This window comes from Gordonia sp. DT30 (assembly GCF_049844915.1).
Classification (GTDB): Bacteria; Actinomycetota; Actinomycetes; order Mycobacteriales; family Mycobacteriaceae; genus Gordonia.
This window is the reverse complement of record NZ_JBNCLY010000003.1, coordinates 148,226-162,624: the sequence shown is the minus strand read 5'-3', so window position 1 is coordinate 162,624 and position 14,399 is coordinate 148,226. Positions and strand designations below refer to the sequence as shown.

The 14,399-nt window shown below is 67.9% G+C and carries 17 protein-coding genes; 11 read left to right on the top strand and 6 right to left on the bottom strand.

Annotated elements, in window-relative coordinates:
* Positions 1–15 precede the first annotated feature (15 nt).
* From ACLQ3C_RS04480 to ACLQ3C_RS04470, 3 genes are read left to right on the top strand one after another with little or no spacing between them, the layout of a single operon-like run.
* Positions 16–1,221, top strand: a complete 1,206-nt coding sequence (locus tag ACLQ3C_RS04480; protein ID WP_425703811.1) for a cysteine desulfurase family protein — start codon at positions 16–18, stop codon at positions 1,219–1,221.
* The gene (gene mnmA / locus ACLQ3C_RS04475; protein ID WP_425703809.1) at positions 1,221–2,375 is read left to right on the top strand and encodes a tRNA 2-thiouridine(34) synthase MnmA; all 1,155 of its coding nucleotides are present in this window, start codon (positions 1,221–1,223) and stop codon (positions 2,373–2,375) included. Before ACLQ3C_RS04480 ends, mnmA begins: the two co-directional genes overlap by 1 nt.
* A gap of 3 nt (positions 2,376–2,378) precedes the next feature.
* Positions 2,379–3,410: a vitamin-B12 independent methionine synthase gene (locus tag ACLQ3C_RS04470; protein WP_425703807.1), complete on the top strand. Its 1,032-nt coding sequence runs from the start codon at positions 2,379–2,381 to the stop codon at positions 3,408–3,410.
* Between the two features lie 15 nt (positions 3,411–3,425).
* Here the strand turns inward: ACLQ3C_RS04470 and ACLQ3C_RS04465 are convergent, their stop codons facing one another.
* The gene (locus ACLQ3C_RS04465; RefSeq protein ID WP_425703805.1) at positions 3,426–4,697 is read right to left on the bottom strand and encodes an MFS transporter; all 1,272 of its coding nucleotides are present in this window, start codon (positions 4,695–4,697) and stop codon (positions 3,426–3,428) included.
* A gap of 131 nt (positions 4,698–4,828) precedes the next feature.
* Positions 4,829–5,212, bottom strand: a complete 384-nt coding sequence (locus ACLQ3C_RS04460) for an MmcQ/YjbR family DNA-binding protein (RefSeq protein WP_425703803.1) — start codon at positions 5,210–5,212, stop codon at positions 4,829–4,831.
* Between the two features lie 124 nt (positions 5,213–5,336).
* Here ACLQ3C_RS04460 and ligA point away from each other — a divergent pair, with 124 nt between their 5' ends.
* The gene (ligA, locus tag ACLQ3C_RS04455) at positions 5,337–7,421 is read left to right on the top strand and encodes an NAD-dependent DNA ligase LigA (RefSeq protein ID WP_425703801.1); all 2,085 of its coding nucleotides are present in this window, start codon (positions 5,337–5,339) and stop codon (positions 7,419–7,421) included.
* Here ligA and ACLQ3C_RS04450 read toward each other — a convergent pair.
* Positions 7,381–8,313 (bottom strand): LysR family transcriptional regulator, encoded by a 933-nt coding sequence (locus tag ACLQ3C_RS04450; RefSeq protein ID WP_425703799.1) that lies wholly within the window; start codon positions 8,311–8,313, stop codon positions 7,381–7,383. The two genes, ligA and ACLQ3C_RS04450, sit on opposite strands and share 41 nt — an antisense overlap.
* A gap of 48 nt (positions 8,314–8,361) precedes the next feature.
* Between ACLQ3C_RS04450 and ACLQ3C_RS04445 the strand changes: the two genes are divergently transcribed.
* The 5 genes from ACLQ3C_RS04445 (at position 8,362) to ACLQ3C_RS04425 (ending at position 10,782) form a co-directional block, all read left to right on the top strand.
* Positions 8,362–8,505, top strand: a complete 144-nt coding sequence (locus ACLQ3C_RS04445; RefSeq protein ID WP_425703797.1) for a hypothetical protein — start codon at positions 8,362–8,364, stop codon at positions 8,503–8,505.
* Positions 8,465–9,247, top strand: a complete 783-nt coding sequence (locus ACLQ3C_RS04440; RefSeq protein ID WP_425703795.1) for an SDR family oxidoreductase — start codon at positions 8,465–8,467, stop codon at positions 9,245–9,247. Before ACLQ3C_RS04445 ends, ACLQ3C_RS04440 begins: the two co-directional genes overlap by 41 nt.
* Before the next feature lie 28 nt (positions 9,248–9,275).
* Positions 9,276–9,602: a nuclear transport factor 2 family protein gene (locus ACLQ3C_RS04435; protein ID WP_425703793.1), complete on the top strand. Its 327-nt coding sequence runs from the start codon at positions 9,276–9,278 to the stop codon at positions 9,600–9,602.
* 90 nt (positions 9,603–9,692) lie between these two features.
* The gene (locus ACLQ3C_RS04430; RefSeq protein WP_425703791.1) at positions 9,693–10,553 is read left to right on the top strand and encodes a 3-hydroxyacyl-CoA dehydrogenase; all 861 of its coding nucleotides are present in this window, start codon (positions 9,693–9,695) and stop codon (positions 10,551–10,553) included.
* Between the two features lie 43 nt (positions 10,554–10,596).
* Positions 10,597–10,782, top strand: coding sequence for a hypothetical protein (locus tag ACLQ3C_RS04425; protein ID WP_425703789.1), 186 nt, complete (start codon positions 10,597–10,599; stop codon positions 10,780–10,782).
* A 28-nt stretch (positions 10,783–10,810) separates the two neighbouring features.
* On the opposite strand, the gene ACLQ3C_RS04420 is transcribed toward ACLQ3C_RS04425, so the two are convergent.
* From ACLQ3C_RS04420 to ACLQ3C_RS04410, 3 genes are all read right to left on the bottom strand, one after another.
* On the bottom strand, positions 10,811–11,320 hold the full coding sequence (locus tag ACLQ3C_RS04420) for an O-acetyl-ADP-ribose deacetylase (RefSeq protein ID WP_425703787.1): 510 nt from the start codon (positions 11,318–11,320) through the stop codon (positions 10,811–10,813).
* 8 nt (positions 11,321–11,328) lie between these two features.
* The gene (locus ACLQ3C_RS04415; RefSeq protein WP_425703785.1) at positions 11,329–11,997 is read right to left on the bottom strand and encodes an amino acid-binding protein; all 669 of its coding nucleotides are present in this window, start codon (positions 11,995–11,997) and stop codon (positions 11,329–11,331) included.
* 71 nt (positions 11,998–12,068) lie between these two features.
* Positions 12,069–12,398 (bottom strand): YbjQ family protein, encoded by a 330-nt coding sequence (locus ACLQ3C_RS04410; protein ID WP_425703783.1) that lies wholly within the window; start codon positions 12,396–12,398, stop codon positions 12,069–12,071.
* Positions 12,399–12,598: 200 nt separating this feature from the next.
* Between ACLQ3C_RS04410 and gatC the strand changes: the two genes are divergently transcribed.
* Together gatC and gatA are read left to right on the top strand one after the other, a co-directional pair.
* Positions 12,599–12,889 (top strand): Asp-tRNA(Asn)/Glu-tRNA(Gln) amidotransferase subunit GatC, encoded by a 291-nt coding sequence (gene gatC, locus ACLQ3C_RS04405; protein WP_425703979.1) that lies wholly within the window; start codon positions 12,599–12,601, stop codon positions 12,887–12,889.
* The gene (gatA, locus tag ACLQ3C_RS04400; protein ID WP_425703781.1) at positions 12,886–14,385 is read left to right on the top strand and encodes an Asp-tRNA(Asn)/Glu-tRNA(Gln) amidotransferase subunit GatA; all 1,500 of its coding nucleotides are present in this window, start codon (positions 12,886–12,888) and stop codon (positions 14,383–14,385) included. The genes gatC and gatA overlap by 4 nt, the downstream gene beginning before the upstream one ends.
* Positions 14,386–14,399 lie beyond the last annotated feature (14 nt).

Here is a 14,399-nt window from a genome sequence, read left to right as displayed (position 1 = left end):
ATCCTTGGCATCGACATGTCCACTCTCCGCCGCGCCCCCGTCTACCTCGATCACGCAGCCTCGACCGCAGTGCTTCCCGAGGCGATCGAGGCGATGAATGCTGTCCACGCCCAACCGGGTAACGCCTCGTCATTGCACGGTGCCGGCCGCTGGTCGCGGCGCCGGCTCGAGGAGGCGCGAGAAACGGTGGCCGCCGCGGTCGGCGCGCGCCCGTCGGAGGTCATCTTCACCAGCGGCGGAACCGAGGCCGACAACCTCGCACTCAAGGGCATCTATTGGGCGCGCAGGCAGGCCGACGATCGGCGGCGGCGAGTGGTGATCTCGGCGATCGAGCATCACGCGATCATCGACTCGGCGCAATGGCTCGCCACGCAGGGCGCGCACCTGGTGATCCTGCCCGTCGACGAGTTCGGGTTCGTCGCGCCGGCCGCCCTGCGCGACGAGCTCGCCGCACACGCCGACGAGACCGCAGTGGTGTCGATCATGTGGGCCAACAACGAGGTCGGCACGATCGAACCGATCGCCGAACTGGCCGCGATCGCCACCGAGTACGGCGTACCGATGCACTCCGACGCGGTGCAGGCGGTCGGGCACGTCCCGGTGGACTTCGGTGGCAGTGGTCTTGCCGCGCTGAGCCTTGCTGCGCACAAGTTCGGTGGCCCGCAGGGTATCGGTGCCCTGTTGCTGGGCCGCGATGTGGCGTGCGTGCCGCTTCTTCACGGTGGCGGTCATGAGCGCGACGTACGCTCGGGCACCCAACCGGTCGCGGCGATCGTCGGCATGGCCACCGCCTTGCGGATCGCGACACAGAAACTGGCCGAGTCGATGCCCGCGGTCGCTGCGTTGCGTGACGAACTGTTCGCCACCGTGCTCGACCTCCCGGGTACCAGCTCCAACGGGCCGCGCGATGAGCGCCGGCTCCCCGGCAACGTCCACGTCTCCTTCGACGGGTGTGAGGGCGATTCGCTGTTGATGCTGCTCGACGCCAAGGGAGTGGAGTGCTCCACCGGCTCGGCCTGCACCGCCGGGGTCGCGCAGGCCAGTCATGTGTTGCTGGCAATGGGGCTGGATATGGCCGGTGCCCGTGGGTCGCTGCGATTCTCCCTTGCCTCGTCGAGTACCCGATCCGACATCGAGACCGTCGGCAAGGTGATCGGTGAGGTCGTCGAGCGTGCTCGCGTCGCCGGACTGGTCGCCTCACCCGGCGGGAGGTCGGCCTGATGCGGGTGTTGGCGGCGATGAGCGGCGGAGTCGACTCGGCCGTCGCCGCGGCCCGCGCGGTCGAAGCAGGCCACGACGTGGTCGGAGTGCATCTGGCGTTGTCCGCGGCGCCCGGCGCGTTGCGTACCGGCTCCCGCGGCTGCTGTTCGCGTGAGGACGCCGACGACGCGCGTCGCGCGGCCGACGTCCTCGGCATCCCGTTCTACGTCTGGGATTTCGCGGACCGCTTCAAAGACGATGTCATCGACGAATTCGTCGAGGCGTACGCCGCAGGTCAAACCCCGAACCCGTGTCTGACGTGCAACGAGAAGATCAAGTTCGCCGCACTCGCCGACAAGGCGATGGCACTGGGCTTCGACGCGCTGGCCACCGGCCACTACGCGCAGCTCGCCGGGGACGAACTGCGCCGCGCGGTCGATCCCGACAAGGACCAGTCCTACGTGCTGGCGGTACTGACGCGCGAGCAGCTGCGCCGCGCGATGTTCCCGATCGGCGACACGCCCAAGAGCGAGATCCGGGCCGAGGCCGCCCGACGCGGTCTGTCGGTGGCCACCAAACCCGACTCGCACGACATCTGTTTCATCCCGACCGGCGATACCCAGGCATTTCTCGGTGCACGCATCGGGATCCGCCCGGGTGCGGTCGTCGACGCCGAGTCCGGCGAGCAGCTCGCCGAGCACGAGGGTGTGCACGGCTTCACCATCGGGCAGCGCAAGGGGCTCGGGATCGAGGCTCCGGCCGGCGACGGCCGGCCCCGCTACGTCACCGACATCGATCCCGACAGCGGCACCGTCAGCGTCGGTTCCGCCGACCATCTCGATGTGTGGTCGATCCGCACCCGTAACGCGGTGTGGACGTCCGGGCAGGCTCCCGACGGCCCGGTCGAGGTCATGGTGCAGGTACGCGCCCATGGTGGTCTCGCGCCGGCGGTGGCCACCGCGGTCGACGGGCCGGACGGTCCGTACATCGAGATCGCGCTGACGCAGCCGCTGACCGGTGTGGCACGCGGCCAGGCCGCCGTGCTGTACCTGCCGGACGACGCGCGCGGTGACCTGGTACTCGGTTCCGGCCGGATCTCACACACCTCTTCGGCCCACACCTCTTCAGGGGTTTCGGCTCCGGCCGCTGCGCCGGGCACCCCGGTGTCCGAGTAACCGATGACGGCTCTGCCCACGGGCGTGGGAACGGGTATCGGCTCGATGCCGGGCGTCGACGCGCCCGAGACCGCCACGGTGATCAACGGCGAACTCGACCTCGCGTATCTGGGCGAACTACCCGGACGCGGGATCGGCGCCGACATGATCGGCCGGATGGCGGCGTTGCTCGTCGACATGCCGATCGACACGGCGACCTGGGGTTACCGGCTGGGTTCGCGCGGCTCGTCGGTCGCCCGGCGCGCCCGCGGATTCCTCGGCGCCGACCTCGACGCGATCGAGGAGGTCTGGGACAACGCCGGATTCATCGGTACCGGCCGGCCGGTCAAGGTGCAGGTCGCCGGTCCCTTCACGCTGGGCGCTTCCATCGAATTGGTCAACGGGCACAAGGCAATTCGCGATCGGGGCGCATTACGTGACCTCGTCGACTCGGGTACCGAGGGTCTCGTCGAGCACGTCGCCGAGGTCAACCGGCGCCTCGGTGCCACGGTGATCGTACAACTCGACGAACCGATGGTGGGCGCGGTGATCGACGGCACGGTGCCGCCGTTGACCCGTTTTGATGTGATCCCGCCGATCGCGCTCACCGACGTCGCCGAGGCGCTGCGCTCGGTGGCCGAGCGGGTCGGTGTGCCGATGATCGTGCACAACTGCGGGCAACCGCGCTGGGATCTGATCGAGGCACTGCCCGGGATAGGCCACGGGGTCGACGTGACCCGTGTCCTCGGCGACCTCGAGAACCTCGATCGTGTGACCCTCGACGGGATCGGTGTGCTCATCGACCGTGGTGACGTGCTCGTCGCGGGGGTGCTGCCGGCCGATCGGGAGGACCGGCGGGCTCGCGCGGAAACCGTGGCCACCGGGCTCGCGGCACTGACCGATCGCATCGGGCTCCCACGAAAAGTGCTGGCGCAGAACATCGTCGTCACCCCGACGTGTGGTCTGGCCGGCGCGGCGCCGGACTGGGCGCGTACCGCGCTGGGTATCTGCGCACGTGCCGGGGAGTTGCTGGCCGCGGACCCACAGGCACTCTGACCGGGAACCGGCGCGTCAGGTGGTGCGTTCGACGCTGCTCTGGTCGCTGCCGAACCGAACGCCCTTGCGTTCGCGCCCGATCGCGGTCAACACGATGACTGCGATGAGGACCGGGACGATGGTCACTGTCAGCGCGAACGGGTATCCGTGCGATCCCGCAATCGCTTCCTGGATGGGCAGATTGAAGGCGGCCAGACAGTTCCCGAGTTGGTAGGTGACCCCCGGATAGAACCCGCGGATCTCATCGGGCGACAGTTCGGTCAGGTGCGCCGGGATCACCCCCCACGCGCCCTGGACCATCACCTGCATCAGGAAGGAACCGAGCGCGAGGGCGCCGGCGGTTGTGGAATAGGCGAACAGCGGGATGATCGGCAGCGCGAGGATCGCGCACGCGATGATCAGGATCTTGCGTCCGTACCGCTCCGAGAGGGCACCGGCGGTCAGCCCACCGATGATCGCGCCGATGTTGTAGAGCACCGCAATCCACGTGGCGGTGCTCGCGGCGAGGCCTGCACCCGAGTCGTGCGTCGATTTCAGGAACGTCGGGTAGACGTCCTGGGTGCCGTGGCTCATCCAGTTGAACGCCGTCATCAACAGCACCAAGAAGATGAAGCGGCGCCAGATGGTCGGACTGGACCAGATCTCGCGGGCTGTCGTCTTGGTCTGTCTCACCCGATCGCGGGTGGCTTTCCACGCCTGCGATTCCTCGACGCGGGCCCGGATGAGCAGGCTGATCAGCGCCGGGATGATCGACAGCGCGAACATCCAGCGCCAACTCAGCCCAAGCCAGGTGTTGAGAACCAGAAAAGCCAGTGCGGCAACGAGATAGCCCATCGAGTAGCCGCTCTGCAGGAACCCGGAGAAGAACCCGCGCCGGGACGTGGGGATCTTCTCCATCGCCAGCGCCGCCCCAAGGCCCCACTCGCCGCCCATCCCGATGCCGTAGAGCATCCGGAGCACCATCAGGACCCAGAAACCGGGCGCGAAGGCGCAGAGGAATCCGATCACGCTGTAGAACGCCACATTGGTCATCAGCGGGATACGCCGGCCCTTGCGGTCGGCCCACAGCCCGAAGATGAACGCGCCCACCGGACGCATGATCAGCGTCATCGTGGTGATGAGGGCCATCCGCTCGAGCGGCACGCCGAAGTCCTTGGCGATGTCGGCGTAGGTGAGGACGACGAGGAAGTAATCGAAGGCGTCCATCGCCCAACCGAGGTATGCCGCCGCAAAGGAGTTGCGCTGATCGGCGGTGAGACGTTCTCGCGGGGCGGATGAGGTGGCCATGCCCGAATCTCCTGCTTACGTTGAGATCTCGCTTCTCGCCCGACTCACTGTAGTCGGTGATGCGGGGAGTTCAGGCGGGATTGACGAGCGTTCAGGCGTGATGGACAAGGCCGGCAGCGCGCAATTCTCGCTTATCGGACATCGAGTTTCGCGATCGACCGCTTCGGTGCGATCTGCCGGTAGCTCGCGTCGAGCAACTCCCACACCTCCGGCCAGTCGGTCGAGTCGTCGAGTAGGAGCCCGAGCCAGCCATACGCGCCGAGATAGGCGGGCACGAAGAACCGGGAGTCGCTCAACAGTGGCGTGCGTTCGGCGGGATCGGGGACGAACAGCAGCGACTGGTCGTGGCGCACCCCGCCCTTCTCCCCGCCGCCATAGTTGCCGAACATCTTGCGGCATCGGAAGGTGGGCCGCCCATGCGCGACGACCTCGGTGGCATCGGGAAAGGCCAAGGCGATCTCGCGGACCCGGATCAAGAAGGGGTCGGCGTCGTCGAACATGATGGGGTGCGGCACGGGGGCTCTCCTCGGTACGGCGCTTCCGGGTCGGACACCGACGCTACCCGGCGGGGCGGCCGGCGCGACGAAGCGATCAGATCTTGTGGCAGAAGGTGTCGGGGCATTTCGATACCCTCGGTGCGTGGCAGAACCAGATCAGGTCCGAACCGAAGGCGCACCGGACGCCGATGCCCGGGAGCAGTGGTCGACGCTGGCCGATGAGATCCGTGAGCATCAGTTCCGGTATTACGTCAAAGATTCGCCGACCATCTCCGACGGCGAGTTCGACAGGTTGCTGCGGCGACTGCAAGAACTCGAGGACGCACATCCCGGGCTGGCCACTGCGGACTCGCCGACCAAACTCGTCGGCGGCGGCTTCTCCACCGCGTTCACCCCGGTCGATCATCTCGAGCGAATGCTGTCGCTGGACAACGTGTTCGACGCCGACGAGATGCGGACGTGGGTAGCGCGTGTCGAGGAGGAGGTCGGGGCGGGCACGGAGTATCTGTGTGAGCTCAAGATCGACGGCGTGGCGCTGGCACTGGTGTACCGCGACGGCGTGCTCGATCATGCGACGACACGTGGGGACGGACGCACCGGCGAGGACGTCAGCCTCAACGCCCGCACCATCGAGGACATCCCGCAGCGCTTGTCCGGCACCGACGATCATCCGGTTCCGCATGTGCTCGAGGTCCGCGGTGAGGTGTTCTTCCGGTTGGAGGACTTCGCGACGCTCAACGCCGCACTCGTCGCCGACGGCAAACCGCCCTTCGCCAATCCCCGCAACTCTGCGGCCGGCTCGTTGCGGCAGAAGAATCCACAGATCACCGCACGCCGCCGACTCCGCATGATCTGCCACGGCATCGGGCACACCGAGGGCTGGCGACCGGACTCGCTGCACGACGCCTACCTGGCGCTGGGCGCGTGGGGGCTGCCGGTGTCGGCGCACACCACCAAGGTCAGCGGAGCCGATGCGATCCTCGACAAGATCGCCTACTGGGGCGAACACCGCCACGACGTCGAGCACGAGATCGACGGCATCGTGGTGAAGGTCGACGACGTCACCTGTCAGCGTCGCCTCGGTGCGACGTCGCGGGCGCCGCGCTGGGCGATCGCCTACAAATACCCGCCGGAGGAGGTCACCACCGCGCTCCTGGGCATCGAGGTGGGCGTCGGGCGCACCGGCCGGGTCACTCCGTACGCGGTGCTCGAGCCGGTCCTGGTGGCCGGCTCCACTGTCGCGCGCGCCACCTTGCACAACGGGTCGGAGGTCAAACGCAAAGGTGTGCTCATCGGCGACACGGTGACCATCCGCAAGGCCGGCGACGTCATCCCCGAGGTGCTCGGGCCCGTCGTGGACCTCCGCGACGGCACCGAGCGTGCATTCGTGATGCCGGAGCGGTGCCCGGAATGCGGGACACCGCTGCGCCCGGAAAAGGACAGTGACGTCGACATCCGGTGCCCCAACGCCGAGAACTGCCCGGCGCAACTGCGCGAGCGGCTCTTTCATCTCGCCGGGCGCGGCTCCTTCGACATCGAGGCCCTCGGCTACGAGGCGGCCACCGCGTTGCTGTCGGCCGGGGTACTCGCCAACGAGGGCGACCTGTTCTCCCTGACCGCCGACGACCTCATCCGGACCGAGCTGTTCACCACCAAGAACGGTGCGCTCTCGGCCAACGGCAAACGCCTGCTCGCCAACCTCGACAAGGCCAAAGACGTTGCGCTGTGGCGAGTTCTGGTGGGGCTCTCGATCCGGCATGTGGGCCCGACCGCAGCGCGCGCGCTGGCCACCGAATTCGGCTCGCTACAGGCCATCGAGGACGCCGACACCGAGGCGCTCGCGAACGTCGAGGGACTCGGCGCAACCCTCGCGCAGAGCATCCACGACTGGTTCACGGTCGACTGGCATCGCGAGATCGTCGAGAAGTGGCGCGCCGCAGGCGTTTCCATGGAGGACGCACGCGACGAGTCGATCGAGCGCACCCTGGCGGGCAAGACCGTCGTCGTCACCGGATCATTGCAGGACTTCTCCCGCGACGGCGCCAAGGAGGCGATCCTCGCCCGCGGCGGCAAGGCGTCGGGATCGGTGTCGAAGAAGACCGACTATGTGGTCGTGGGGGATTCACCCGGGACCAAGGCCGACAAAGCCGAAGGACTCGGCGTGCCGATCCTCGACGAGGCCGGATTCAAGCGCCTTCTGGAGACAGGCGATCCGGCGCCGAGTTGAGGATGTCGGTCCGGAAGTCGGACAGGGTGTGTGAGAGCCACAGCGCCTGGACCGGTGTGAACGGCGGATCGGTGAACTCCTTCACGATCACCCGGCCGCCGTGCGCCGGACCGGCGGGCGCGGTCACGAATGCGCATGCGGTGAGGTCGACGAGTACCGCGGTGGTCGGTGGGGTGCCCTGCACGCGGTCGATCCGCAGGTTCGGCTCGAAACCCGAACGCCGACAATGGGCGACGAGGAAATCCGTGTAGTACGAATGCCGTTCGGGTGCCCACACGATCACCGGATGACCGGCCACCTGCGACATGTGGACCTTGTCCAGCGTCGCCAGGGGATGATCGGACGTCACCGCGAGCCGGAGCTCTTGATAGCCGACCACGGTGGAGGTGACCTCGTCGGGGGTGTCGATGCCGCGCCGCAGGACCAGATCGACGCGCGCGCTGCGCAGGTCGTCGACGAACTCGGCGGGAAACACCGGCCGTGCGGTCACCGAGATGTCGGGGTGGCGCGCCAGGGCGGGTTCGATGATCGAGAACACCTCGGCGCCCGACAGCGCCGGGGAATGGCCCACGACGAACGCCGGTGGTTGCTGCGCGGCCACCGCACGTACCGACCGGGTCAGATGCCGCGCGCCGGTCAGCAGCGGGCGCGCATTGCGCAGTAACTCCACGCCGGCGGGTGTCAGCGTCAGACCCCGATGCTCTCGGTCGAACAGGGTCACGCCCAGTTCGCTTTCCAGCCGACGGATGGCGGTGGACAGGGCCTGCTGTGTCACGAACAACCGGGCTGCGGCAACCGCGAGGGTGTCCGACTCGGCGACCGCCACGAACTGTTCGAGTCGGCGGATGTCCGGTATCGGCAGCGTCTCGAGTGAGGTGGAGAGCTCAGCCATACACAAACCATACTTGATCGGAATCCAAATATCTTCGTTAGCGTTTGTATGAATTCGCTCTTAGCGTCGATGTCAGGTATCCGGTCGCGCATCGCGACCGGGAGCGTGCTGCCCGAGATGGCACGCGCCGCCCGACTACGGAAGGTGTCCGATGACCAGCACTTCGACGCAACCTACGACTCCGCAGCGTGACCTGCACGGCAAGACCGCCGTCGTGGCCGCCGGAGCCAAGAACCTCGGCCGGTTGATCAGCCTCGAGCTCGCACGACTCGGTGCCGACATCGTCGTCCATCACCACGGCGAGTCGTCGCGGCCCGACGCCGAGAAGACCGCCGCCGACATCCAGGCGCTCGGCGCCAAAGCGATCACCGTCGCCGGTGACCTCACCCGGCCCGACGCCGTCACCGCCCTCTTCGATCAGGCGGTGGAGTCCTTCGGCGGGGTCGACATCGCGGTCAACACCGTGGGCAAGGTGCTGCGCAAGCCGATCGTCGAGATCACCGAGGCCGAATATGATTCGATGTTCGACATCAACTCCAAGGCCGCGTTCTTCTTCATCTCCGAGGCCGGAAAGCGGTTGTCCGACAACGGTTCGCTGATCGGTATCGTCACGTCTTTGTTGGCCGCGTTCACCGACGGATACTCGACGTATGCGGGCAGCAAGAGCCCCGTCGAACATTTCACCCACGCGGCCGCCAAGGAGTTCGCCGATCGCGGCATCTCCGTCAACACCATCGCCCCCGGGCCGATGGACACCCCGTTCTTCTATCCGCAGGAAACCCCCGAACGGGTCGAGTTCCACAAGTCCCAGGCGATGGGCGGTCGACTGACCACGATCGAGGACATCGCGCCGATCGTGACATTCCTTGCCGCCGAAGGGCATTGGATCACCGGTCAGACCCTGTTCGCCAACGGCGGTTACACCACCCGCTGACCCGGCGGGCCCACTGCGAGGAGCAACCATGACCGAAGCATTGCCACAACCGGTGCAGGCGTCGATCGACGCGACCGATGCCGGCGACCTCGACGCCTTCCTGGCCACGTTCACTCCCGATGGGGCGGTGGACGATTGGGGGAGGATCTTCACCGGCCCGGAGGCCATCACCGGATGGAGTGACGCCGAGTACATCGGTAAGAATCTGACGCTCGACGTCGTTTCCGCCGAACTCTCCGACGACACGACGGTCGTCGTGCGGGTGACGGTGGGCGGCGACGGATTCAACGGTCCGTCGACGTTCACCTACACCCTCGATGGCGCCAAGGTGGCGCGTATGACGATCCGGGAATGACCGCAGGCAGGCGTCGACGGTTTGACCTCGACGCCACCGGGTATCTGGCACGCTGGGAAGGAACGCACCGATCCGGCGAAAGGGAACGCCATGACCGAGTTCCACAAGATCACCGTGCTGGGCACCGGCGTGCTGGGCTCGCAGATCGCCTTCCAGACGGCCTACAGCGGGTTCGACGTCACCGTCTACGACATCAGTGACAAGGCCCTCGACGCGGGGCGATCCCGGTTCTCCGACCTGGCCCGCACATACACCAAGGAGGTCGACGGTGCCGCCGACGGGAAGGCCGACGCGGGACTGAAGCGGATCCGGTATTCGTCCGATCTCGCCGACGCCGCCACCGACGCCGACCTGGTGATCGAGGCGGTCCCGGAGAACATCGACATCAAACGCGACACCTACACCGAGCTCGGCAAGGCGGCACCGGCGAAGACCGTGTTCGCGACCAACTCGTCGACGCTCCTGCCGAGCGACCTGATGGAGTTCACCGGTAGGCCCGCCAAGTTCCTCGCGTTGCACTTCGCGAACCACGTGTGGTCGCACAACACGGCCGAGGTGATGGGCACCGAGAAGACCGACCCCGCCGTCTACGACGACGTGGTGCGGTTCGCGTCGCAGATCGGGATGGTGCCGATCGAGATCAAGAAGGAGAAGGCCGGGTATCTGCTGAACTCGCTGCTCGTACCGTTCCTCAACGCGGCGGGCGAACTCGTCGCCGACGGCATCGCCGAACCGGACATGGTCGACAAGACGTGGCGCATCGCGACCGGCGCGCCCGACGGCCCGTTCGAGATCTTCGACGTCGTGGGCCTGACGACGGCGTACAACATCGCGGCGGTAGGCACCGAGAAGGAAAAGCAGTTCGCGAAGTACCTCAAGGACAACTACATCGACAAGGGCAAGCTCGGTGTCGAGACCGGCGAAGGGTTCTACAAGTACCCGCGCCGGTGAGGTCGGACAGCCGGTGAGGTCGGACAGCCGGTGAGGTCGGACAATGGCCCGCGGTGATCATCCCCGGCGCACCCCGGTCTACGGGGGCGTCATGATCGTCGCGGCGCTGCTCGTGGCGTTCTTCGTGTACCGCGCCGACCCCGCACTGTGGGTGCAGGTGATCGTGTACGTCGTCGCCGCAGTGGTCGCGGTGGCCGGTTTCCTCATGACGTTGCGCGACTATTCGTGACGCCCGGGGCAGCGGCGAGGGCGGCAGGTCAACCGAGGGCGTCGGCGAATGCCGCGCGGGCGCGATCGTCGAAGACGACGAAGCGGACATCGGCGACCGAGGTCTGCGAGGCCCGCACCGTGCGGACCGCGATGCCGGCGCCGTCGTCGATCGGCCAGCCGTAGATGCCGGTGGAGATCGCGGGGAAGGCCACCGATACGAGCCCGAGATCATCTGCGACGCGCAAGGATTCGCGATAGCACGACGCCAGGATCGGTGAGCGGTCGGTGGTCGTCGAATAGACGGGACCGACGGTGTGGATGACCGCGCGGGCATCGAGGTCGCCGGCGGTGGTCGCCACCGCCTGCCCGGCCGGAAGGCCGTCCGGATAGCGGGTCGCACGCAGGTCCCGGCACTCGGCGAGGATCGCCGGGCCGCCCCGGCGATGGATCGCCCCGTCGACCCCGCCGCCTCCGAGTAGACCGGAGTTGGCGGCGTTGACGATGGCGTCCACCGATTGACCGGTGATGTCGCCGAGTATCAGCGTGAGCTCGGCCATCGTGCCGCTCAGCTCTCCGCGCGCAGGACCGTCGAGACGATGCCCGCGAGATAGCCGAGCCGGGCGATCTCCGAGGGCCGGAAGTCCGGTCCGCCGATGCGCCCCAACAGGATTGCCTTCGCGCCGTCGCCGAGTGGGGCAGCCGCCAGCCGGGTGTCCATCTCCTGCCAGGCCTGCGGTACCCAGTCGGCTTCCGGGTCGAGCTGGGCGGCGTGCTCCAGTGGCAGCCAGTCGGCGGTGGTCAGCGGGGTCTCGGGTGCACCGGAACTGCCGAACAGCTGCAGCACCCCACCGGAGGCGCGGGTGATCACGGTCGCCCACGACACCCGGAGTACACGTGGCGCATTGTCGACGAGGGTCTGCAGGCGGTCGTCGTCGGTCGCCGCGACCTGGTCGACCAACTCCAGTTCCCGATGGGTGTCGAGCACACCCGAGTACGGGCGGATCGAATCCACCCGGACACCGGAGACCGTTTCGGCGGCGGTGATCAACGTGTCGGGCAGCGAGCCGGGAGCCACCTCGACGACAAGATCGTCGACGGCGTAGCCGTCACCGCGCTCGACGACCTCGAGCGACAGGATGTCGGCGCCGACCGACCCCAGTTGAACGGCGAGGAGGCCGAGGCTGCCGGGCCGGTCCTCGAGGTACACCCGAAGCAGGTAGGACACGACCGACATTGTTCCACCGCCGGCGCGGTGCCGCTGGCCGCGGGCGTCGAGCGCCCGGCGACCGGCAGCGAGGCCGCTGGTCAAGGTCGGTTCAGCGGTTCGATACCCACCGCGGTCCCGTACGCGCACACCTCGATGCCACTGCCGCCGAATTCGGTGGTCTCGAAGCGGAACGCGACCACGGCGTTGGCGCCCTTCTGCTGTGCCTCCGCCGACAGCCGGCCCAGTGCCTCTTCGCGGCATTCGTGCAGGAGGTTGGTGATGCCCTTCAGTTCGCCGCCGGCCATCGCCTTGAATCCGGCGCCGATGTTCGATCCGATGTTGCGGGAACGAACGGTGAGCCCGAAGCACTCGCCGAAGACGTGTCCGATGCGATAACCGGGAATGTCGTTACTGGTGACGATGATCACGGCGGCGAGTGTACGCGCGCGCAGCCGGCGGTGGCGCGACGTCTAGGCTGGGTGCGTTGCCGTCGGGCAGGAAGGACACCATCGACATGCCAGTGGACCCCCAGTCCGCCACCACCCAGTCCGCCACGTCCCAGTCCACCACCTCGGGGCCCGTCACCTCGGGGCCCGTCACCTCGGGGTCCGCCACCACCGGATCCGCGATCACGCGTGACGAGGTCGCGCATCTGGCGCGGCTGTCGCGGTTGGCCCTGAGCGACGACGAACTCGACGTCTATGCGCAGCAACTCGATTCGATCCTGACTCACGTCGCACAGGTATCCGAGGTCGCCGCCGACGACGTGCCGCCGACCGCGCATCCGGCCGAACTGGCCAATGTGCTGCGCGCCGACGTCGTGGTGCCGGGACTGACCACCGAACAGGCGCTCTCCGGTGCGCCGGCCGTCGAGCAGGATCGCTTCGCGGTCCCGCAGATCCTGGGGGAGGAACAATGAGCAGCGCGACCCCGTCGACCCGCACGTCCACCGAGATCACCGGGCTCAGCGCGGCCGAACTCGGGGCGAAGATCGCCGCGCGTGAGGTGTCCTCGGTCGAGGTCACCCAGGCCCATCTCGATCGCATCGCCGAGATCGACGATCAACTCGGTGCGTTCCTGCACGTCAGTGGCGCCGAGGCGCTGGTCGCGGCCAAGGCCGCCGACGACGCGATCGCGGCCGGTACGGCACCGTCGGCGCTCACCGGCGTCCCGATCGCGCTCAAGGATGTCTTCACCACCACCGACGCGCCCACGACGTGCGGCTCGAAGATCCTCGAGGGCTGGGTGCCGCCCTACGACGCGACCGTCACCGCTCGGCTGCGCGCGGCGGGTATCCCGATTCTCGGCAAGACCAACATGGACGAGTTCGCGATGGGTAGCTCCACCGAGAACTCGGCCTATCAGGTCACGCGAAACCCGTGGGATGTCACCAGGATTCCCGGTGGCTCCGGCGGTGGCAGCGCGGCAGCGCTCGCCTCGTTCCAGGCACCGCTGGCCATCGGCACCGACACCGGCGGTTCCATTCGCCAGCCCGCGGCGGTCACCGCGACGGTCGGCGTCAAGCCGACCTACGGCACCGTCTCGCGTTACGGCCTGGTCGCCTGCGCGTCGTCGCTGGATCAGGGCGGGCCGTGTGCGCGCACCGTCCTCGACACCGCGCTGCTGCACGAGGTCATCGCCGGGCACGATCCGCGCGATTCCACCTCCATCGACGTGCCGGTCCCCGATGTGGTCGCCGCGGCGCGGGCCGGCGCGGAGGGCGACCTGACCGGCGTACGCGTCGGCGTGGTCCGCGAATTGCAGGGTCAGGGCTACCAGCCCGGGGTGCTGGCGTCCTTCGAGCAGGCGGTCGCCGAACTCTCGGCGCGCGGTGCCGAGGTCGTCGAGGTCTCCTGCCCGCACTTCACCTACGCGCTCGGCGCGTACTACCTGATCCTGCCGAGCGAGGTGTCGAGCAATCTCGCGCGCTTCGACGCCATGCGGTACGGCCTGCGGGTCGGCGACGACGGCACCCACAGCGCCGAGGAGGTCATGTCGCTGACCCGGGAGGCCGGATTCGGCCCAGAGGTCAAGCGCCGCATCATGATCGGGACCTACGCGCTGTCGTCGGGCTACTACGAGGCCTACTACGGTCAGGCGCAGAAGGTCCGCACGCTCATCGCCGGTGACTTCACCGCGGCTTTCGGGAACGTCGACGTGCTGGTCTCGCCGACCACCCCCACCACCGCATTCCCGATCGGCGAGCGGGTCGACGATCCGCTGGCGATGTATCTGTTCGACCTCGCCACACTGCCGGTGAATCTCGCCGGTGTCGGCGCGATGTCGGTGCCGTCGGGGTTGTCGTCCGACGACGGACTGCCGGTCGGTCTGCAGATCATGGCCCCGGCGCTCGCCGACGATCGCCTCTACCGCGTGGGCGCCGCCTACGAGGCGGCCCGCGGCCCGATCGGCTGACCGGGGCGAACGGC